At 60.2% G+C, this 20345-nt stretch carries 18 protein-coding genes; 8 read left to right on the forward strand and 10 right to left on the reverse strand.

Annotated elements, in window-relative coordinates:
* Positions 1-7 precede the first annotated feature (7 nt).
* The 3 genes from KGA98_RS02340 (at position 8) to KGA98_RS02350 (ending at position 2841) form a co-directional block, all read left to right on the forward strand.
* A complete protein-coding gene (locus tag KGA98_RS02340) occupies positions 8-1033 on the forward strand; it encodes a putative 2-aminoethylphosphonate ABC transporter substrate-binding protein (RefSeq protein WP_057712880.1) in 1026 nt (341 codons plus the stop codon).
* 117 nt (positions 1034-1150) lie between these two features.
* Positions 1151-2284, forward strand: a complete 1134-nt coding sequence (locus tag KGA98_RS02345) for a TIGR03364 family FAD-dependent oxidoreductase (protein ID WP_223500769.1) — start codon at positions 1151-1153, stop codon at positions 2282-2284.
* The gene (locus KGA98_RS02350) at positions 2284-2841 is read left to right on the forward strand and encodes a phosphonate degradation HD-domain oxygenase (protein ID WP_223500771.1); all 558 of its coding nucleotides are present in this window, start codon (positions 2284-2286) and stop codon (positions 2839-2841) included. Before KGA98_RS02345 ends, KGA98_RS02350 begins: the two co-directional genes overlap by 1 nt.
* A 144-nt stretch (positions 2842-2985) precedes the next feature.
* On the opposite strand, the gene KGA98_RS02355 is transcribed toward KGA98_RS02350, so the two are convergent.
* Positions 2986-4350: a GTPase/DUF3482 domain-containing protein gene (locus KGA98_RS02355; protein WP_223500774.1), complete on the reverse strand. Its 1365-nt coding sequence runs from the start codon at positions 4348-4350 to the stop codon at positions 2986-2988.
* A complete protein-coding gene (locus tag KGA98_RS02360) occupies positions 4343-5713 on the reverse strand; it encodes a DUF2868 domain-containing protein (protein ID WP_223500776.1) in 1371 nt (456 codons plus the stop codon). Before KGA98_RS02360 ends, KGA98_RS02355 begins: the two co-directional genes overlap by 8 nt.
* Positions 5714-5798: 85 nt before the next feature.
* Here KGA98_RS02360 and KGA98_RS02365 point away from each other — a divergent pair, with 85 nt between their 5' ends.
* Complete coding sequence (locus tag KGA98_RS02365; protein WP_223500778.1) at positions 5799-6311, forward strand: dihydrofolate reductase; 513 nt, start codon at positions 5799-5801, stop codon at positions 6309-6311.
* 104 nt (positions 6312-6415) lie between these two features.
* On the opposite strand, the gene KGA98_RS02370 is transcribed toward KGA98_RS02365, so the two are convergent.
* Entirely contained in the window at positions 6416-7807 is a 1392-nt protein-coding gene (locus KGA98_RS02370; RefSeq protein ID WP_223500780.1) for an L-cystine transporter, read from the reverse strand.
* Positions 7808-8049: 242 nt separating this feature from the next.
* Here KGA98_RS02370 and KGA98_RS02375 point away from each other — a divergent pair, with 242 nt between their 5' ends.
* Both KGA98_RS02375 and KGA98_RS02380 read left to right on the forward strand, forming a co-directional pair.
* The gene (locus KGA98_RS02375) at positions 8050-9105 is read left to right on the forward strand and encodes a phosphorylcholine phosphatase (RefSeq protein ID WP_090451974.1); all 1056 of its coding nucleotides are present in this window, start codon (positions 8050-8052) and stop codon (positions 9103-9105) included.
* Between the two features lie 539 nt (positions 9106-9644).
* Entirely contained in the window at positions 9645-9932 is a 288-nt protein-coding gene (locus KGA98_RS02380) for a DUF6124 family protein (RefSeq protein ID WP_057712889.1), read from the forward strand.
* 180 nt (positions 9933-10112) lie between these two features.
* On the opposite strand, the gene ilvD is transcribed toward KGA98_RS02380, so the two are convergent.
* The 4 genes from ilvD to KGA98_RS02400 all read right to left on the reverse strand — a co-directional run bounded on the left by ilvD (position 10113) and on the right by KGA98_RS02400 (position 15621).
* On the reverse strand, positions 10113-11954 hold the full coding sequence (gene ilvD, locus KGA98_RS02385; protein ID WP_057712890.1) for a dihydroxy-acid dehydratase: 1842 nt from the start codon (positions 11952-11954) through the stop codon (positions 10113-10115).
* Between the two features lie 356 nt (positions 11955-12310).
* Entirely contained in the window at positions 12311-12769 is a 459-nt protein-coding gene (locus tag KGA98_RS02390; RefSeq protein WP_223500782.1) for an REP-associated tyrosine transposase, read from the reverse strand.
* Between the two features lie 206 nt (positions 12770-12975).
* Positions 12976-14172 carry an MFS transporter gene (locus tag KGA98_RS02395; RefSeq protein ID WP_223500784.1) on the reverse strand — a complete coding sequence of 399 codons (1197 nt, stop codon included), beginning with the start codon at positions 14170-14172 and terminating at the stop codon, positions 12976-12978.
* A 252-nt stretch (positions 14173-14424) separates the two neighbouring features.
* Positions 14425-15621 (reverse strand): class I SAM-dependent rRNA methyltransferase, encoded by a 1197-nt coding sequence (locus KGA98_RS02400; RefSeq protein ID WP_057712894.1) that lies wholly within the window; start codon positions 15619-15621, stop codon positions 14425-14427.
* Positions 15622-15774: 153 nt separating this feature from the next.
* On the opposite strand from KGA98_RS02400, the gene KGA98_RS02405 reads away from it, so the two are divergent.
* Complete coding sequence (locus tag KGA98_RS02405) at positions 15775-16644, forward strand: HDOD domain-containing protein (protein WP_218544051.1); 870 nt, start codon at positions 15775-15777, stop codon at positions 16642-16644.
* Between the two features lie 42 nt (positions 16645-16686).
* On the forward strand, positions 16687-17499 hold the full coding sequence (gene mutM / locus KGA98_RS02410) for a bifunctional DNA-formamidopyrimidine glycosylase/DNA-(apurinic or apyrimidinic site) lyase (RefSeq protein WP_057712896.1): 813 nt from the start codon (positions 16687-16689) through the stop codon (positions 17497-17499).
* 126 nt (positions 17500-17625) lie between these two features.
* Here mutM and KGA98_RS02415 read toward each other — a convergent pair whose 3' ends face one another.
* The 3 genes from KGA98_RS02415 to KGA98_RS02425 form a co-directional block, all read right to left on the reverse strand.
* Positions 17626-17877 carry a YfhL family 4Fe-4S dicluster ferredoxin gene (locus KGA98_RS02415; RefSeq protein WP_003195146.1) on the reverse strand — a complete coding sequence of 84 codons (252 nt, stop codon included), beginning with the start codon at positions 17875-17877 and terminating at the stop codon, positions 17626-17628.
* A 171-nt stretch (positions 17878-18048) separates the two neighbouring features.
* A complete protein-coding gene (coaD, locus tag KGA98_RS02420; RefSeq protein WP_046039203.1) occupies positions 18049-18528 on the reverse strand; it encodes a pantetheine-phosphate adenylyltransferase in 480 nt (159 codons plus the stop codon).
* A gap of 115 nt (positions 18529-18643) precedes the next feature.
* Positions 18644-20239 carry a GMC family oxidoreductase gene (locus KGA98_RS02425; protein WP_223500785.1) on the reverse strand — a complete coding sequence of 532 codons (1596 nt, stop codon included), beginning with the start codon at positions 20237-20239 and terminating at the stop codon, positions 18644-18646.
* Positions 20240-20345 lie beyond the last annotated feature (106 nt).

The raw sequence follows: 20345 nt of genomic DNA on the forward strand, positions 1-20345 counted from the left end.
AAAGATCATGTTCAAGCCTATGGCCCTGGCCGCTGCTGTCCTCACCGCTTTCAGCCTGAACGCCTTTGCGGCGAAAACCGAGTTGACGGTGTACACCGCTCTCGAAGCCGAACAACTGAAGACCTACAAGCAAGCGTTCGAAAAGGCCAACCCGGACGTCGAAATCAAATGGGTGCGTGATTCCACCGGCATCATCACCGCCAAACTGCTGGCCGAAAAAGCCCGTCCGCAGGCTGACGCCGTGTGGGGCCTGGCCGCTTCGAGCCTGGCGATTCTCGATCAGCAAGGCATGCTGCAAAGCTACGCACCGAAAGACCTGGGCAAGATCGGCGCCAACTACCGCGACGCGGCCAACCCACCAGCCTGGGTCGGCATGGACGTGTGGGCCGCGACCATTTGCTTCAACACCGTCGAAGCCGAGAAGCAGGGCCTGACCAAGCCCGTGAGCTGGCAGGACCTGACCAAGCCTGAGTACAAAGGCAAGATCGTCATGCCAAACCCGGCATCGTCCGGCACCGGTTTCCTCGACGTCAGCGCCTGGCTGCAGACCTTCGGCGAGAAGCAGGGCTGGGCCTACATGGATGGCCTGCACCAGAACATCGGCCAGTACGTTCACTCCGGTTCCAAGCCTTGCAAACTGGCGGCTGCTGGTGAATTCCCGATCGGTATTTCCTTCGAGTACCCGGCTGTTCAACTGAAACGCCAGGGCGCACCGCTGGACATCATCCTGCCGAAGGAAGGCCTGGGTTGGGAGATCGAAGCGACTGCCGTGATCAAGGGCACTGCCCACGAAGAGGCGGCGAAGAAACTGGCTGACTTCTCGGCCAGCCCTGAGGCGATGGAGCTCTACAAGGAAAACTTCGCCGTGCTCGCCCAGCCTGGCATCGCCAAGCCACAGACCGAACTGCCGGCCGACTACGAACAGCGCCTGATCAAGAACGACTTCGCCTGGGCCTCGAAGAACCGCGACGAGATCCTGACCGAGTGGCGCAAGCGCTATGACGGCAAGTCCGAGAAAGTGGCGGCCAAGTAAGATCTTTATCGGCTGAAAGGGCCTCATCGCGAGCAAGCTCGCTCCCACAGGAGTACGCATTCCAATGTGGGAGCGGGCTTGCTCGCGAAAGCGGTTTCAAATTCAGGACAAGACTCCATGACACAACACAACGACATGCTGATCGTCGGCGCCGGCATCCTGGGTTTGTCCCACGCGTATGCCGCCGCCAAGCGCGGTCTCAAGGTCACGGTTTTCGAGCGCAGCGCAACGCCCTTCGGCGCTTCGGTGCGCAACTTCGGCCAGGCACTGGTCACCGGCCAGCCGCCGGGGCCGATGCTGGAACTGGCCCGCGCCAGTCGCGGAATCTGGGGTGATTGGGCCCAGCTCGCCGGCCTGCAACTCAAGCGCAATGGCTCGTACCTGTTCGCCCGCACCGAGGCGGAAGAACAGCTGCTGCAAGCCTTCTGCGACGGCCGCGCGGTGGAGCACGGTTACCGTGTCGACCTGTTGCGCGGTGCCGCATTGCACGATTTGTATGGCGGCCAGTTCCGCCATCATCGTGCGGCGTTGCACGGCATGGACGACCAGCAACTGTATTCGCGCGAAGCGATTCCGGCGCTGATCGACTTCCTGCGCCGCGACCTGGGTGTCAAGTTTCACTTCTCCACCCTGGTCCGCGATATCGAACCGGGTCGCCTGCACAGCACCGCCGGCAGCTTCAGTGCCGAGCAGATCATTGTCTGCTCCGGCCACGATTATCAGACGTTACTGGCCGAACAGATCGCTGAACTCGAGCCGCAAATTTGCCGCCTGCAAATGCTTCGCGCCCGACCACAAATCCACCTCAACCTGCAACACGCGTTGCTCACCGGTTTGAGCTGCGTGCACTACGGCGCCTTCGCCGACTTGCCGGAGGCCGCGGCGGTACAGGCAGAAATCCTGCAGTACGCGCCGCACCTGCACGAAAACGGTATCCACCTGCTGATCAGCCCGACACCCTATGGCGAATTGATCATTGGTGATTCGCACCATTACGGCAGCGATCCGTCACCCTTCAATGCCGAGCAGGTCGACGACTGGATGATCGAGCTGGCTGAGCAGACCCTGGGCTGCAAGGTGCAAGTGGTCGAACGCTGGCAGGGGGTCTATGGTTCACGGGGGCCGGGACCGTTTTCGTTCCTGCGCCCGGCAAAAGGCCTGAGCGTGGCGTTGATGCACACCGGTGTCGGCATGAGCGTCGGGCCGGCGATGGCTGAACGAAACATCGCAGCTGTGTTGGGGGAAATCTGATGGGGCGCAATGAACAAGTCGTCGCCGAAGTATTCAGTCTGTACGAGCGTTTTGGCGACAGCGATTACATCGGTGAACCGGTTTCGCAGATCGAGCACATGTCCCAGGCGGCGGAACTGGCCATGGCCGAAGGCTTCGACGATGAAGTGGTGCTGGCGGCGTTCTTTCATGACATCGGGCATATCTGTGGCGAAAGCGCGGAGAACATGGGCGGCTTCGGCGTTGTCAGCCATGAGCGTCTGGGCGCGGATTATCTGCGCCGTGCCGGCTTCAGCGAGCGTATGGCTCGGCTGGTCGAATACCACGTGCAGGCCAAGCGTTACCTGACGCTCAAGGAGGCGGGATACTACGAGCGCTTGAGTGAAGCCAGTCGTCGAACCCTGGAATATCAGGGCGGGGTGATGACGGCTGAAGAGGCTGAGGCGTTCGAGCAGGACCCGCTGTGTGCCGTGAGCTTGCGCATGCGCCAGTGGGATGAGCTGGCGAAGGAGATGCATGTGCCGGTGATTGATCTGGCGGTGTTGAAGGGCAAAGCGGTGCGGCTGTTGGCTGCATAAAGCCTCGGCACCGAGTGGCTGCCTTCGCGAGCAAGCCCGCTCCCACATTGGATCTGTGTCCGGATGCTCCAGCACAAAACCCTGTGGGAGCGGGCTTGCCCGCGAAGAGGCCAGCGTTGACACCACGCATCATCAGTTAAGCCACTAAAGCTGCTGCGCCAAGGCCTCAACCTGCTCCTGCCGCTCCCCCTGATTCAATTTTGAATGAGGATTGAGCGACGACCACTGCGGATGCGCCCGCGCCTTGTTCAGCGCTTCGGGCAGTTTGCCTTCGCGCCAGGTTTTATCCTGTGGCGTGGCCACCTGAATGCTGTCCATCGCCGCGTGCCCACGGGCATTGAGCGCTTGCAGCAATTGCCGCTGGCGCAACGCCAACAGGCGCAGCACGTTGTCATCCACCGTCAGTTCGCGCTGGCCCTTGAGCTTGCCGAGCAAGCGACTGCCATAACTGCGGGCGGTTTGCAGCGCGCCGCCGGCAATCGCACCGGCCAACGCCGCCGCGCCTAGCGTGATGCCGCCCACCAGCAAATCGACCCCGGCCCCGGCAGCGGCACCCGCTGCGATACCACCACCGACCCGAACGCCCAGTTGTTTCAGGGTTTCCGGGTTGAACAAATCGTCGCCCCAACGACCGTCGAGTAATGGCAAATCACTGGCGGCGGCATCCTGTGGTCGGAAGGCGTACAGCTTGAGCAGGGCCTCGACGCAACGCTGCTCGCGCTGGCGCACGGCTTTGCGCAGTTCGCTGATCGCCTGTTGTTCCTGCTCGGCTTCACTGACCACACTGCGTCGGCAGGCCGCGCAATCGATCAATAATTCGGCAATCAATCGCTCTGCGCTTTGTTGGCGAGCCAGACGCTGGGCTTGCTGATCGGCAATCAGGCGTTCGAGTTGCGGCCGGGCAGTTTCCAGTAACAAGGCGAGACTTTCATAGAGTCGACGCTCGCCATCCTCCGGCGGCGCGACACTGTCGAAGCGCACCAAGGCATGCAAGCCCAGCCGCGCCAGCGCTTCACGCCAGGCCGGTTCGCGGTGGTTGGCGCTGCTGACGAAATTCAGCACCGGCAGCAAGGGCTTGCCGCAACCGGCCAGCACTTCCAGCTCGTCGCGATACTTGGCCAGCACCGGTTCCCTGGCGTCGATCACGTAGAGCCCGGCGTCCGACGCCAGCAACTGGCGCAGCACTTTGGCCTCCTGTTCGAAGCGTTGCCTGGCTTCGCTGCCATCCAGGAAACGCGCCAGCCGCGCCGGGCCGTCGAGGCGTTCGCCAGGCCGCTCCAGGCGTTCGAGGTAATCGAGCAGGGCGATGGCGTCTTCCAGGCCCGGGGTGTCGTAGAGATCGAGCAAGGGCTCGCCGTCCACCGACAACCGTGCGCCCTCGACATGCCGCGTGGTGCTGGGACGATGGGACACTTCACCGAAGCCGACGTCGCGGGTCAGGGTGCGCAGTAGTGAGGTTTTACCGACGTTGGTGTGGCCGACCACGGCGAGTTTCAGGGGATTAGTCATGACCCGTCTCCAGCCAGTTCATCGGTGCACAATCGGCAAACGGCAGCTCAAGCTGTTGCAGCGCCACGTGCCAGTCGCCGAGGCGTTCCGCGTCCAGTGCTTCACCGGGGGGCGCCTGCAACAACCACACTCGGGTGGCGCTGGCGCTGCGGGCCAGTTCGGCAATCAGGGCCAGGCTGCCGCGATCCGGCGAGCGCCGTGGATCGCACGCAATGGCCAGGCGTGCCGGGGGAAAGCGGGTCAATTGTTCGAGGAGTTTGTGTCGCGATTCGCGGCTGTCGAGGATGCCAGCGTTGCTCACGTTTTTCGGCAATTGCGGTGGCCACGGGCGGTCGTCGTCCAGCTCGATGGCGACCAATAGAGCACCATCACTTTGTTGTTCGCTGACGCCACTTTCCACGCGATGCAGTTGCTCAGGCGCCGCATCGCTGATGCCGAGACGCTCGCTGGTGGGCATCAAGCGTTCGCGAAGCTGTGCGTAGCCGGGCAGGTTCAAATCCAGGCGGAGCGTCGTTTGCCCGGATTTCCAGCGCCACAGGCAAAACAGTGCGAGCAGCAGGCGCGGCAAAATCCCATAGACCAGCAGAACGCCAACCAGCCATGCTGCCCAGGCCTGGCGGGCGCTTTCGATACTCAGTGCGGCGTCGCCGCTGGCACGGATCATCTGCTCGGTGGGCACGCTGAAACCGAGCAGGGCCGGCAGGGCGCCAAGCGCCTGGGTTACGGCAATAAAGGTGTCGGCACTGAGGATGGTGGTTTCCCAGACGAAGCCGTAGCGCCGGGTTGCCATCAGTGTCAGCAGAATGACCAAGGCGCTGATCATCGCCAGCAACCACAGGCCGTTGACCAATACGCCGATGGCCCAGCGATTGAGCTTCTGCCGTTGCAACAACAGGAGCAAGGCGGGGGCCAGTTGCGCGGCCTTGGCGTCCCGGGCGAGCTTTTCACTTAGCCACAGCCACAGTCGCCCGAGGCTGGCGCCGTGTTCTCCGGTAAACGCCAGGCCCAGGGTCCAACTCAGCAACAGGATCAGGTTGAGCCCGAGCAGGCTGCCCAAGGCCCAGAACACATTCACCGGGTGCAGGCCATCGCCCATTGCAGCAAAGGCCAGGCCGGCGCCGCTGATCACCGCCAGCACCGCCATTACGATCAGCGCCAGTCGTGCGCCTTGCAGCCAGTGTTTGAGGGCCGTAACCAAGCCATCACGTTCAGCCAGCCACAGGGCCCGGCGTTCAATGCGCGACGGCAAATCACCGCCGACGCTGCGGGCCAGCCGGTTGGCTTCAAGGTCTTCCAGGGGGCCTGCGTGTTCTTCGCGCAGTCGGATGGTTTCTGTCAGCCAGAGGGTATTGAGTTCAGTCACGCGGCATCCCGTCGCTTAATTGATCTGTGAGCATAACCGCTGTGGCGCTTATCGGCGAAAGCGAGGCTCTGGTATCCTCGCCGGCATGACTAAATCACTCCCCCTCAGCCTGATCGCAGCCCTCGGTGAAAACCGTGTGATCGGCGTCGACAACAGCATGCCCTGGCACTTGCCGGGGGACTTCAAATATTTCAAGGCCACCACCTTGGGCAAGCCGATCATCATGGGGCGCAAGACCTGGGACTCACTCGGTCGTCCGTTGCCGGGCCGCTTGAACATCGTGGTCAGCCGTCAGACGGATCTGCAGCTCGAAGGCGCGGAGGTTTATCCGTCGCTGGAAGCCGCCATTGTCCGCGCCGAAGCATGGGCGAAGGAACAGGGCGTTGATGAGTTGATGCTGATTGGTGGCGCGCAGTTGTATGCGCAAGGGCTGGCGCAGGCTGATCGGTTATACCTGACCCGCGTGGCGCTGAGCCCGGAAGGGGATGCGTGGTTTCCGGAGTTTGATTTGGGCCAGTGGAAGCTGGTTTCGAATGTGCCGAACCCGGCCGAAGGTGACAAACCGGCGTACAGCTTCGAAGTCTGGGAAAAAGCCTAGAAGCTTCGCGAGCAAGCCCGCTCCCACAGGGGATTTGTGTCGCTCACAGATCCAATGTGGGAGCGGGCTTGCTCGCGAAGAGGCCCGCTCAGTCGCTAAAGAACTTAAGCCTGAGCCAACGCCGAATGCTCATCCGCATCCAGCAATTCTTTATCAGTCTGCTGCATTACCTGACTGGTAATCGCCCCCGCCGTCATCGAACCACTGACGTTCAATGCCGTACGCCCCATATCAATCAGTGGCTCGACCGAAATCAGCAACGCCACCAGTGACACCGGCAAGCCCATCGCCGGCAGCACGATCAGCGCCGCAAACGTCGCACCGCCACCCACTCCGGCCACACCGGCCGAGCTCAGGGTCACAATCGCCACCAGTGTCGCGATCCACAGCGGGTCCAGCGGGTTGATGCCCACAGTCGGCGCCACCATCACCGCCAACATCGCCGGGTACAGGCCGGCACAACCGTTCTGGCCGATGGTCGCGCCCAACGAAGCGGCGAAACTGGCGATGGACTGCGGGATGCCCAAACGACTGGTCTGCGCTTCGATGCTCAACGGAATCGTCGCAGCGCTGGAGCGGCTGGTGAAGGCAAACGTCAGCACCGGCCAGATCTTGCGGAAGAAGCGCAGCGGATTGATCCCGGCGGCCGACACCAGCACGCCATGCACCACAAACATCAGGCCAAGGCCGATGTAAGACACCACGACAAAACTGCCGAGCTTGATGATGTCTTGCAGGTTGGAACCGGCGACCACTTTGGTCATCAGCGCCAGCACGCCGTACGGGGTCAGCTTCATCACCAGGCGCACCAGGCGCATTACCCAGGCTTGCAGGGTTTCGATGGCGTTGATCACTTTCTGACCTTTCTCGGCATCATCCTTGAGCAGTTGTAGCGCCGCGACACCCAGGAACGCAGCGAAAATCACCACACTGATGATCGACGTCGGCTTGGCTCGCGCCAGGTCGGCGAACGGGTTTTGCGGAATGAACGACAGCAACAGCTGCGGCACATTCAGGTCGGCGACCTTGCCGGCGTAATCGGTCTGGATGGTTTGCAGGCGCGCCATTTCCTGGGTGCCGGCCACCAGGCCTTCGGCGGTCAAGCCGAACAGGTTGGTCAGGCCGATGCCGATCAACGCCGCGATGGCCGTGGTGAACAGCAGCGTGCCGATGGTCAGGAAGCTGATCTTGCCCAGCGATGAGGCGTTGTGCAGGCGGGCCACGGCGCTGAGGATCGAGGCGAACACCAGCGGGATCACGATCATTTGCAGCAATTGCACATAGCCGTTGCCCACCAGATCGAACCAGCCGATCGAGGCTTTCAGCACCGGATTACCGGCACCGTAAACAGTGTGCAAGGCCACACCGAATGCCACGCCCAGCACCAGTGCGAGCAGGACTTTTTTCGCCAGGCTCCAAGTGGTGTGGCGGGTTTGCGCCAGGCTCAGGAGCAGGGCGAGGAACACCAGCAGATTGAGAATCAGCGGCAGATTCATTGGAACTCCCATTAGACTTTTGCCAGCTGCCTTCCGGGGCAACTGCGAACCGGCAAGCCTAACAGCTTGAAAACTAATGAATTAATATCAAAAACGTATGGTGTCCGTCGTTTTTGGAATAAGCGAGTGTCGCTGTCAGAAATGCAACTGGCGCGAAAGGGACGCAGGCGGTCGCTGACAGACGAGGACTGTCACACTTATTTGTTAGCGTCGATACCTTTCACATTCAGGGAGAAACGCCGATGAAGTTCGCACCGAAATTACTGGCTGCAGCACTTTGCCTGGGCCTTGCCGGCCAGGTTTTCGCAACGGATCTGAAACACTGGCCAGCCGATCAGGCCAAGGCACTGGACGCGATGATCGCGGCCAACGCCAACAAAGGTAACTACGCGGTGTTTGACATGGACAACACCAGTTACCGCTATGACCTGGAAGAGTCGTTGCTGCCGTTCATGGAGAACAAGGGCCTGATCACCCGCGACAAGCTCGATCCCTCCCTGAAACTGATGCCGTTCAAGGACACCGCCGACCACAAGGAAAGCCTGTTCAGCTACTACTACCGCCTCTGTGAACTCGACGACATGGTTTGCTATCCATGGGTCGCCCAGGTGTTCTCCGGCTTTACGCTCAAGGAGCTCAAGGGCTACGTCGACGAGATGATGGCGTCGGGCAAACCGGTGCCGGCCACTTATTACGAAGGCGATGTGGTCAAGAAGCTCGACGTCAACCCGCCGAAAATCTTCACGGGCCAGCAAGAGCTGTACAACAAACTGATGGAGAACGGCATCGAGGTCTACGTGATGACCGCCGCCTCCGAAGAACTGGTGCGCATGGTCGCGGCCGATCCGAAGTATGGCTACAACGTAAAGCCGCAGAACGTGATTGGCGTGTCGTTGCTGCTCAAGGACCCGAAGACGGGCGAACTGACCACCGCGCGCAAGCAGATTACTGCAGGCAAATATGACGAGAAGGCCAACCTCGGCCTTGAACTGACCCCGTACCTGTGGACCCCGGCGACCTGGATGGCCGGCAAGCACGCGGCAATCCTGACCTACATCGACGAGTGGAAAAAACCGGTGCTGGTCGGCGGCGATACCCCGACCAGTGATGGTTACATGTTGTTCCACAGTGTTGACGTGGCCAAGGGTGGCATCCACCTGTGGGTCAACCGCAAGGACAAGTACATGACCCAGATTAACGGCATGATGGCCAAGAATGCCGCGGCCCAGGCCAAGGAAGGGATGACGGTGACTGCCGACAAGAACTGGGTGATCGTCAAGCCTGAAGAAATCCAGTAATTGTAGGAGCGAGCCTGCTCGCGATGGTCGTTAACGATGACGCGTGCTGTCTGATTTGACGCGGTGTCCTTGCGTTCATCGCGAGCAAGCTCGCTCCTACAGTTTGATCGGTGTTGTTCCCCAATCCAGTGTTCAACGCAGATCCATTGTGGGAGCGAGCTTGCTCGCGATGAGGCCAGTCGGTGCAATGAAAGCCTCTGTTTGATCGCCATCTCCTGACAGTCGCAACCTACGCATTCTTGCGTAAGGGACTACGACTACGCCAGAATCCGCCGGCTTGTGCGCCTTGCTCCTGGACTCTACCGTCTACCTGTCGCTGAACATCAGTGATCGGGTTTGGTAGCCCGGCTGTGTAGGGTGCAAAGCATCATGATTTGCAGACGTTCTTGCGTCTCTGCTTTTTATGGTGGTCATGCACAGGGCGCTTTCGGGCGCGCCGGTTTCCTTACACCCCGGTCTACCAACCTGCGCATGGCCGCCACCTTCGTTTGGTAGCGAGGGTGATGGCTCCTTGTCTTATGGTGTAAGGAGTTTTATCAATGCTGAAAATTACCCCCGATCCTCCCGAATCAAACAACCTCTCCGCCCACATCAACGCCACCCCGCGCAAACCCAGCCGAACATTCCTGATCGCGCCCGGCCTCGACACCGAAACCCTGTTGGCCCACGCCTGCGAATCACTCGCCTCGGCCAATGTCATGGCCAACGATTTTGCCGGCCTGCTGGAAGGCTCTCAACGCAGCACGATGCTGGGGATTGCGCAGGTCATCATGCTGGGCGAGCTGGCGGTGAACCAGGCTCTCGATAATCTCGATCCACAGGAATAGTTCTGCCCTTGTAGGAGCGAGCCTGCTCGCGATGGTCGTTAACGATAACGTTGGAAACCTGACACCCAGCGGCGTTCTCCAGTCCATCGCGAGCAGGCTCGCTCCTACAGGTGAAAGGTGACCGGCAGAAACAAAAATGCCCCGCACTTGGCGGGGCATTTTTTGTCCGACGATTAAGCCTTACAGCCCGTCAAGCATCGCCTTGTTACGCACAGCACCCTTGTCGGCGCTGGTGGCCAGCAGGGCGTAGGCTTTCAGCGCGGTGGTCACTTTACGTGGACGCACTTCCACCGGTTTCCAGCCTTTCTTGTCCTGCTCCACTCGGCGTGCGGCCAGTTCTTCGTCGCTGACCAACAGGTTGATCGAGCGGTTCGGAATGTCGATCAGCACTTTGTCGCCGTCCTGCACCAGGCCGATTGCGCCGCCGGCAGCCGCTTCAGGCGAAGCGTGACCGATGGACAGACCGGAAGTACCGCCGGAGAAACGGCCGTCGGTGAGCAGGGCGCAGGCTTTGCCCAGGCCTTTGGATTTCAGGTACGAAGTCGGGTAGAGCATTTCCTGCATGCCCGGGCCGCCTTTCGGGCCTTCGTAGCGAATGATGACGATGTCGCCTTCTTTCACTTCGTCCGCGAGGATGCCGCGCACGGCGCTGTCCTGGCTTTCGAAGATCTTCGCGTTGCCTTCGAACACATGGATCGATTCGTCGACGCCAGCGGTTTTCACCACGCAGCCATCCAGCGCGATGTTGCCGTAGAGCACGGCCAGGCCGCCTTCTTGCGAGTAAGCGTGCTCGACACTGCGGATGCAGCCGTTTTCACGGTCGTCGTCCAGGGTTTCCCAACGGGTCGACTGGCTGAACGCGGTTTGCGTCGGGATGCCCGCAGGACCGGCCTTGAAGAAGTGATGCACGGCTTCGTCGTTGGTCTGGGTGATGTCCCACTTGGCGATGGCTTCTTCCATGCTGCGGCTGTGCACGGTCGGTAGCTGGGTGTGCAGCAAGCCACCACGGGCCAGCGAACCGAGGATGCTGAAGATCCCGCCGGCACGGTGCACGTCTTCCATGTGGTACTTCTGGATGTTCGGTGCGACCTTGCACAGTTGCGGCACGTTGCGAGAAAGACGGTCGATGTCGCGCAGGTCGAAATCGATCTCGGCTTCCTGGGCGGCGGCCAGCAGGTGCAGGATGGTGTTGGTGGAACCGCCCATGGCGATGTCCAGGGTCATGGCGTTTTCGAACGCCTGGAAGTTGGCGATGTTGCGCGGCAGTACCGACTGGTCGTTCTCGCCGTAGTAACGCTTGCACAGCTCGACGATGGTGCGGCCGGCCTGCAGGAACAGCTGCTCACGGTCGCTGTGGGTGGCCAGGGTCGAACCGTTGCCCGGCAATGCCAGACCCAGCGCTTCGACCAGGCAGTTCATCGAGTTGGCGGTGAACATGCCGGAGCACGAACCGCAGGTCGGGCAGGCGCTACGCTCGTACTCGGCGACTTTCTCGTCAGAAGCGCTGGAGTCGGCGGCGATCACCATGGCGTCGACCAGGTCGAGGCCGTGGGAGGCGAGTTTGGTCTTGCCGGCTTCCATCGGGCCGCCGGAGACGAAGATCACCGGGATGTTCAGGCGCAGGGACGCCATCAGCATGCCAGGGGTGATCTTGTCGCAGTTGGAGATGCACACGATGGCGTCGGCGCAGTGGGCGTTGACCATGTACTCGACGGAGTCGGCGATGATCTCGCGGCTCGGCAGCGAATACAGCATGCCGTCGTGGCCCATGGCGATGCCGTCGTCCACGGCGATGGTGTTGAATTCTTTTGCCACACCGCCAGCGCGTTCGATCTCGCGGGCGACCAGTTGGCCCAGGTCCTTGAGGTGGACGTGGCCCGGTACGAACTGGGTGAAGGAGTTGGCAATGGCGATGATCGGCTTCTTGAAGTCGTCATCTTTCATCCCCGTGGCGCGCCACAGTGCGCGGGCGCCGGCCATGTTGCGGCCGTGGGTGGATGTTTTCGAGCGGTAATCAGGCATGAAGCACTCCGGGCGGCTAATCAGGTATCAAAAGGGAAGTGAGCTTCTATTGACGTCTGGAACACTCAGAAATGGCCGCGTGTCCGGAAGTTGCCGATAACTTTGCGGGATCGCCGCGCGCTTCAGCTTGAGCTCATAAACCCGCCGGGGATGACTGGCGATGAATGTTCGCGATTCTACACGGCTGGCGGCTGGAGGGAATGGCTGCAAGCATTCACAAGACGTTCGGCGACCACCCTTGTAGGAGCGAGCTTGCTCGCGACGAACCCGAGAACGCTGCGGGGTGCCAGGCTTCCCGCGTCATCGTTGACCACCATCGCGAGCGAGCTCGCTCCTACAGGGATTAGCGTTGTGCATCAGAGCCACATGGCATCCCACAGCGGGTAGTCTCCAACCCGAGTCACGAGCCCGGTCCGCAAAGGGTTGGCGATGATGTATCGGGCGGCTGATTTCAGGTCTTCCTCGCGACGCAGGGCCCGGTCGAAGTAACCCTTTTGCCATAGCGTTTCGTGGCGACCTCTTTGCTGGTTGATGGCGCGAGCACTTCTTGATTTGGCCGCTTGCATCAGTTTCGGCAAATCACCGTTGTGCAATTCAACCAGCCAATGAAAGTGATCCGGCATGACAACCCAGGCTATTGAGGTGGCATTGCCGGCTTCATGAGCTCTTCTGAATTCGCTCACTACCAAGCGTCCAACGTACAAATCATTGAAGATCGGTTGCCGTTCATGGGTGACTGCTGTCAGGAGATAGATGCGACCGGATTCCGAGCGGCGGCCTGTGCGTAAGCGATGGGCTTTCGGGGTGTTGGACATTCCGTTGTCCTCTTCTGTGGTTAGAAGGGAAACGGTAGGCGTGGGGTGGGAGGTTGTCGCTTCGACAGTGGATTTGGATGTGTCGTGCACCCTGTAGGAGCGAGCTCGCTCGCGATGAACCCGAGAACACCACGGGGTGCCAGGTATCCCGCGTTATCGTTGACGACCATCACGAGCAACCAAGCGTCGACAGGCTGCTCCTGCAGTCAGTGCCCTATCCTGGCATTCGTCAGCAACCCCAAAAGGCTGAAGGCGATGAAGCTAACCGCGATGGTCATCAGCAAATTGTCCCCGGTTTGTGCGAGCGCAGCACTGCTGAGCGCGGCGGTGATGAACATAATGCTATTGCCCGCAGAGGCTGCCGTTCCGGCGCTGCTTGAGAACAGCAACATCGCTGCGGAAATAGCGGCAGGTCGCACCAGGGTGACTGCCAGAGCACTGATCAGCATCGGTATGAGCAGGGTGATAGTTGTCATCGCTTCATAATTGACGATCAATGCTAATAACACACCAGCGACACCCAGCAATCCAAGCCCGATGTTGATTTGCAGCGTGAGGGAGATATGTTTCTGTACGGCGCTGGCAACTATCCCGCCAAGGAAATAGGCCAACCCATACACCATAAGCACCAGCGCGTACTGGTACTCGGATAACTTGAACTCATCCATGAAAATCAACGGCGTCACGCTGATCAATGCAAAATAACAAGCAAACACTAACGCGGCAATCCACCAGTAGCGAATGAAGTCTCGATTTCCAACAATGGATTTCAGCGTGCGTAGAACGGAAACAGGTGTTTTTTGATGGCTGACTGCTTTGGAGGGCAGTATTGCTTGGGCATGGATGAACATGCCGAGCGCCATGAGCGCAAAACCATAAAAGCTTCCCTGCCAATCGAACGTGGTTTGCAACCATGATCCCAATAGCGGCGACAGTGCAACAAAGGAGCCGCTCAGTGTCATGTAGTAAATTCGCACTCGGGCCCGATCCTGTTCTTCGAACAAGTCTTCCACCAGTGCATGACCCAGCACAAAGAAACCACATCCGATTGCCTGGATGGCGCGAAATAGCAGGAAGCCCGGATAGTCCGTAGCCAGCACGCACCCTATCGAGCCAAGCGTAGAAACAACGATGCAACCAAGAAGAACTTTCTTACGCCCCCACTTATCTGAGAGCGGGCCGGTTATTAATTGAGAAATCGCAAAAACCAGCGTGAACAGGCTGGTGGACAGGGCGATTTCTGCGGTTGAAGTGTTGAATTCCTCGGCCAAGGCAGGAAAAGAAGGCAGGAGGATATTCAGCGGGAAAAAACTGATTAACGAAATATTGGTAATGAGGATAAAGCGGGAGGCCCGTTGGCGTTTCAGGTCGCCACTTAGAGCTGGGTAAGAGGACTCAGACATTGTTTTTGTTTTCCGGAGTGATCAAGCGGTCATGCTTGAAACCAGAAACCGATACTAGTCTGGGACGCAGGGAATACAATCAAAAGCGCTGTAGGGAGTTTCCCGTTTTGATGCGGGATTATCCCGAAGGAAATAACCCCGTAGGATCGAGCTTGCTCGCGATGAACCCGAGAACGCCGCGGGGCATCAGGTTCCCCGCGTTATCGTTGACGACCATCGCGAGCAAGCTCGCTCCTACAGTGGTCTGTGTTGTTAGCTGTTTGGCAGCAACCGGCAAGTAATGCTCTTGATATAGCGGGTTTCCGGGATGGCCGGATGCACCGGATGATCCGGGCCCTGGCCGCCGCGCTCTAGCATCTGGATGTTGCGGTCCAGGTGGCGGGCGCTGGTCAGCAGGATGTTCTGCAGGTCGTCTTCCGGCAGGTGCATCGAGCACGATGCGCTGACCAGGATGCCGTCCTTGGTGAGCAGGCGCATGGCTTGCTCGTTCAGGCGGCGGTAGGCGCCTTCGCCGTTTTTCATGTCTTTCTTGCGTTTGATGAACGCCGGCGGGTCGGCCACGATCACGTCGAAGCGTTCTTCGCTGGCTTTCAGCTCTTTGAGGGCTTCGAACACGTCGCCTTCGATGCAGGTCATCTTTTCGGCGAAGCCGTTCAGCGCGGCGTTGCGCTCGACGCCGTCGAGGGCGAAGGCCGACGCATCGACGCAGAACACTTCACTGGCGCCGAATGCGGCAGCCTGTACGCCCCAACCGCCGATGTAGCTGTAGAGGTCCAGTACGCGCTTGCCCTTGGCATAAGGCGCCAGGCGTGCGCGGTTCATGCGGTGGTCGTAGAACCAGCCGGTTTTCTGACCCTGGATGACCGGGGCTTCGAACTTCACGCCGTTCTCTTCGAGGGCAACCCACTCCGGCACCAGGCCGAACACGGTTTCGACGTAGCGGTTGAGGCCTTCGGCGTCACGGGCAGCGGAGTCGTTCTTGAACAGAATGCCGCTTGGCTTGAGCACTTGGGTCAGCGCCGCGATCACGTCGTCTTTATGGGCTTCCATGGTCGCCGATGCGATCTGCACCACCAGGATGTCGCCGAAACGGTCAACCACCAGGCCTGGCAGCAGGTCGGAATCGCCGTAGACCAGGCGATAGAACGGCTTGTCGAACAGGCGCTCGCGCAGGGACAGGGCCACGTTCAGGCGGTGCACCAGCAGCGATTTGTCCAGCGGCAGCTTGATGTCGCGCGACAGCAAACGGGCGCAGATCAGGTTGTTCGGGCTCATGGCGACGATGCCCAGCGGCTTGCCGCCGGCGGCTTCGAGGATTGCCTGGTCGCCGGCCTTGAAACCGTGCAAAGGCGTAGCGGCTACATCGATTTCGTTGCTGTAGACCCACAAGTGACCGTTGCGCAGACGACGGTCGGCGTTGGCTTTGAGGCGCAGGCTAGGCAGGGACATGTCGTCGCTCCGGAAAAAAGAGCGGGAGTATAGCGTGTTGAGGCCCCGGATTGGCCTGCAAGTGGACATGTGGCGAGGGTTGTCTTGCGATTTGGTATGTCGGATCCAACTTCATAAAGGTTAGAATCGACGTCTGACCCAGAGTGTGCACACATGTCCCAAGAGCTGACTTCCGAACAGATCCAACAAGCCCTGCAGGGCATCAGCGTACCGGCCCAGCCGCAAATCATGGTGGATTTGCAGATGGAGCAGTACATGCCCGACCCGGATCTGGAAGTCATCGCCAAGCTGATATCCCAGGATCCGGGACTTTCCGGTTCCCTGCTGAAGATCGTCAATTCGCCGTATTACGGGCTGAGCAACAAGATTGCTTCGATCCAGCGCGCGGTGAATCTGCTGGGCAGCCGCTCGATCATCAACCTGATCAATGCGCAGTCGATCAAGGGCGAGATGAATGACGACACCATCGTCACCCTGAACCGTTTCTGGGACACCGCTCAGGACGTGGCCATGACCTGTCTGACCCTGGCCAAGCGCATCGGTATTGAAAATGGCGATGAAGCGTATGCCCTGGGCCTGTTCCACGACTGCGGCGTGCCCTTGATGCTACAGCGTTTCCCCGACTACATGGGCGTTCTGGAGCAGGCCTATGCCAACGCCAGCGCCGAATGCCGGGTGGTGGACACGGAGAATCAGGTGTTCAATACCAATCACTCGGTGGTCGGGTATTACACGGCCAAGTCCTGGCGTCTGCCGGAGCATGTGAGTGCTGCGATCGCCAATCACCACAATGCCCTGGCGATATTCAGCGATGAATCTTCGCGCAACAGTTCGTTGAAGAACCTGCTGGCGATCCTGAAGATGGCCGAGCATATTTGCGCGTCGTACCGGGTGCTGGGCAATCAGGCCGAAGATCACGAGTGGAGCAGCATCGCACCGCTGGTGCTCGATTATGTCGGCCTCTCGGACTACGACTTCGAGACCCTCAAACAGACGATCCGCGACCTCGGCACTCATCGCTGAGTGTCGGAACCTTCCAGGCCATGCGCCTGATCCGAGAGCACCATGCCTGAATTGCCAGAAGTCGAAACCACCCGTCGCGGTATCGCGCCGTTCCTGGAAGGCCAGCGGGTCAGCCGGGTGATCGTGCGTGAACGCCGCTTGCGCTGGCCAATTCCCGAGGACCTTGATGTGCGGTTGTCCGGGCAGCGCATCGTACTGGTGGAGCGTCGCGCCAAGTACCTGCTGATCAATGCCGAAGTCGGCACCTTGATCAGCCATCTGGGCATGTCAGGCAATTTGCGTCTGGTGGAGGCCGGGCTGCCGGCGGCCAAGCATGAGCATGTGGACATCGAACTGGAGTCGGGCCTGGCCCTGCGTTACACCGACCCACGGCGTTTCGGCGCAATGCTCTGGAGCCTCGACCCGCTCAATCACGAATTGCTGATCCGCCTGGGGCCGGAACCACTGACCGACCTGTTCGACGGCGAGCGCCTGTTCCAGCTGTCCCGTGGACGTTCGATGGCGGTCAAGCCGTTCATCATGGATAACGCGGTAGTGGTGGGCGTCGGCAATATCTACGCGACCGAAGCGTTGTTCGCTGCCGGGATCGACCCGCGCCGCGAAGCCAAGAGCATTTCCCGTGCGCGTTACTTGAAGCTGGCCATCGAGATCAAGCGCATCCTGGCGGCCGCTATCGAGCGCGGCGGTACCACGCTGCGGGACTTTATCGGTGGCGACGGTCAGCCTGGTTATTTCCAGCAGGAACTGTTCGTGTACGGCCGTGGTGGTGAGCACTGCAAGGTCTGTGGCACGGGCCTGCGGGAAGTGAAACTCGGGCAGCGTGCCAGCGTTTTTTGCCCGCGCTGCCAGAGCTGACAGTCAGTCAGATTTTCAGTGAGGCTGATGACGTCATCGCGAGCAAGCTCGCTCCCACAGGGGGAACGCATTCCAGATGTGGGAGCGGGCTTGCTCGCGAAGGCGGCCTGAAAGTCGCCGAATGACTTAAGCCTTGCCGGTAATTTTCCGGTACTTCTCCATCAACTGTTCTTCAGTCTCCGGATGAGCTTCGTCCAGTGGAATGCAATCCACCGGGCAGACTTGCTGGCACTGCGGTTCGTCGTAGTGGCCGACACACTGGGTGCACAGGTTCGGGTCGATCACGTAGATCTCTTCGCCTTGGGAAATGGCGGCGTTCGGGCACTCGGGTTCGCAGACGTCGCAGTTGATGCAATCGTCGGTGATGATCAGGGACATGCTAACTCCAGCCGGGGCGGCAGGCCCGGGCGCAATAAACCAATGCGTCTAATTGTGCCGCATTGGCGCTGTGGGAGCGAGCTTGCTCGCGAAAAACCTGAGAACGCCGCGGGGTGTCAGGTTTCCCGCGTTATCGTTGACGTCCATCGCGAGCAGGCTCGCTCCTACAGTTTACTTCTTGAAGCGTTCGGTCAGGGCGTCCGCCACCACAGGGTGCACGAACTTGGTGATATCGCCGCCCAGGGCAGCAATTTCACGGACCAGCGTCGAGGAAATGAACGAATAACGCTCGGACGGGGTCAGGAACAGGCTTTCCACGTCCGGCGCCAACTGGCGGTTCATGTTGGCCAGCTGGAATTCGTATTCGAAGTCCGACACCGCGCGCAAACCACGCAGGAACACGTTGGCATTCTTCTCTTTGGCAAAGTGCGCCAGCAGCGTCGAGAAGCCGACGACTTCAACGTTCGGCAGATGTTTAGTCACCTCGCGCGCCAGTTCTACCCGTTGTTCCAGAGGAAACAGCGGGTTTTTCTTCGGGCTCGCGGCGACGGCGATGATCACGTGATCGAACAGGCGCGAGGCGCGTTCGACCAGATCGCCATGGCCCTTGGTAATAGGGTCGAAGGTACCTGGGTACAACACTCGGTTCATCGCGTCGTCCTGGCGGGAATCCGTTGGGGAGTCGGATGGTATCGCAGCCTTCCCGGTCGGCCAAGTCGCCTGTTGGGTAAGAAAGCACTATAGGCGATGGGAATTATCGTCATTTTCATGGATTTTTTAAACGCATCGCCAGGGATGTCGCCAGTTGCGCCGTCAGTCCGTAGACCGACAGCTGCGGATTGGCGCCAATGCTGGTGGGGAACAGCGAGCCGTCGTGGATCGACAGATTGCCCAGTTGATGATGCTGGCCGAGGCTGTCGGTCACTGCGATTGTCGGGTCTTCACCCATGGCGCAACCGCCCATCACATGGGCGCTGCCCAGGCGTGTGCGATACAACTCCAGGCTCAGGCCGTCGATCAGCGTGCGCGCTTCGGCGAGGGTCTTCACGTAGCGGGCGTCGGAGTGCATCGGCATCACGGCCTTGGCGCCACCGGCAAACTGTATCTCGGCCATGGTATGGAACGCCCGGCGCAATCCATCCCAGGCGTAGGGTGATAGCTGATAGTCCAGCACCGGCGTGTCATCGCTGCGCAATTCGACGCTGCCACCGGGGCTGTCCGGGTGAAAACCGTCCCGCAGCAACGCCAGCATGGCGTGGGTATGGGCCAGATTGGCCATGTGTTGCGAGTTTTCCTGACCGAAACCACCGAGCAATGTTGTGGCCAGCGCCGGGTGCAGAGGCGGGACTTCCAGTTTGTAGGACATTTTGCCCGTGGTGCCGTCCTGCCATTGGAAATGGTCGGAATAGATCGACTGCGGCGCGCCGTAGAAGGGGTTGACCACTTCGTCGAACAACGCGGCGGACATGTTTACCGGGTGCAGGAATGTGCGTTTGCCCAGGCGCTTGTGCGGGTCGGGTGCCCCGGAACGCATCAGCAAGGCCGGGCTGTTGATGCCGCCACCGGCCAGCACGAAATGCCGCGCCTTGACCGTGATGGTGCGTCCGGTCGGTGCGACGCAGCGTTCATCCATCGCCGAACATTGCAGGCCGGTGACCTTGTCGCCACTGATCGTGAGTTTTTCGGCGCGGGCCAGGTAAAGCAGCTCGCCGCCTTTTTCCAGTGTCGCCGGAATGGTGGTGACCATCATCGATTGCTTGGCGTTGGTCGGGCAGCCCATGCCGCAGTATCCGAGGTTCCAGCAGCCGCGAACGTTGCGCGGGATGACGTGCCATGAGTAATTCAGTGCTTCGCAGCCCTTGCGGATCACATCGTTGTTGGCGTTGGGCGGCACCATCCACGGCGCGACGCCCAGGCGTTGCTCCATTTTCTCGAACCACGGCGCCATTTCCGCCGGGCTGTGGCCCTTGACGTTGTGCTCTTTGGCCCAGTGTTCCAGGGTCGGCTCCGGGGTGCGGAAACTGGAGGTCCAGTTGATCAGCGTGGTACCGCCCACCGCCCGGCCCTGGAGGATGGTGATCGCGCCGTCCTTGCTCATGCGGCCAATGCCTTCCTGATAAAGGTTGGCGTAGGCCTCGTCTTCGAGCAGCTTGAAGTCGCTGCTGGTCTTGAGGGGGCCTTCCTCGATCAGCAGTACCTTGTAGCCGGCTGCGCTGAGGATTTCGGCGGTGGTGCCGCCGCCGGCACCGCTGCCGATGATCGCCACGTCCGCTTCGAGTGTAAGGTCCTGAGTCAGTTGCGAGCCGTTGTAGGTTTTCCAGCCTCGGGCCATGCCTTCGCGGAACGGATCGGGTACGGGCATCTTGGAGTTCTCTTGTCGTTATGGTTTGGATGCAGTGGTGGGGCGGCTGACGCCTTCGCGAGCAAGCCCGCTCCCACAAGGGGTTACTCGGTCTCCTGTAGGAGCG

The organism is Pseudomonas sp. BF-R-24 (genome assembly GCF_019947335.1).
Taxonomy (GTDB): Bacteria; Pseudomonadota; Gammaproteobacteria; order Pseudomonadales; family Pseudomonadaceae; genus Aquipseudomonas; species Aquipseudomonas jessenii.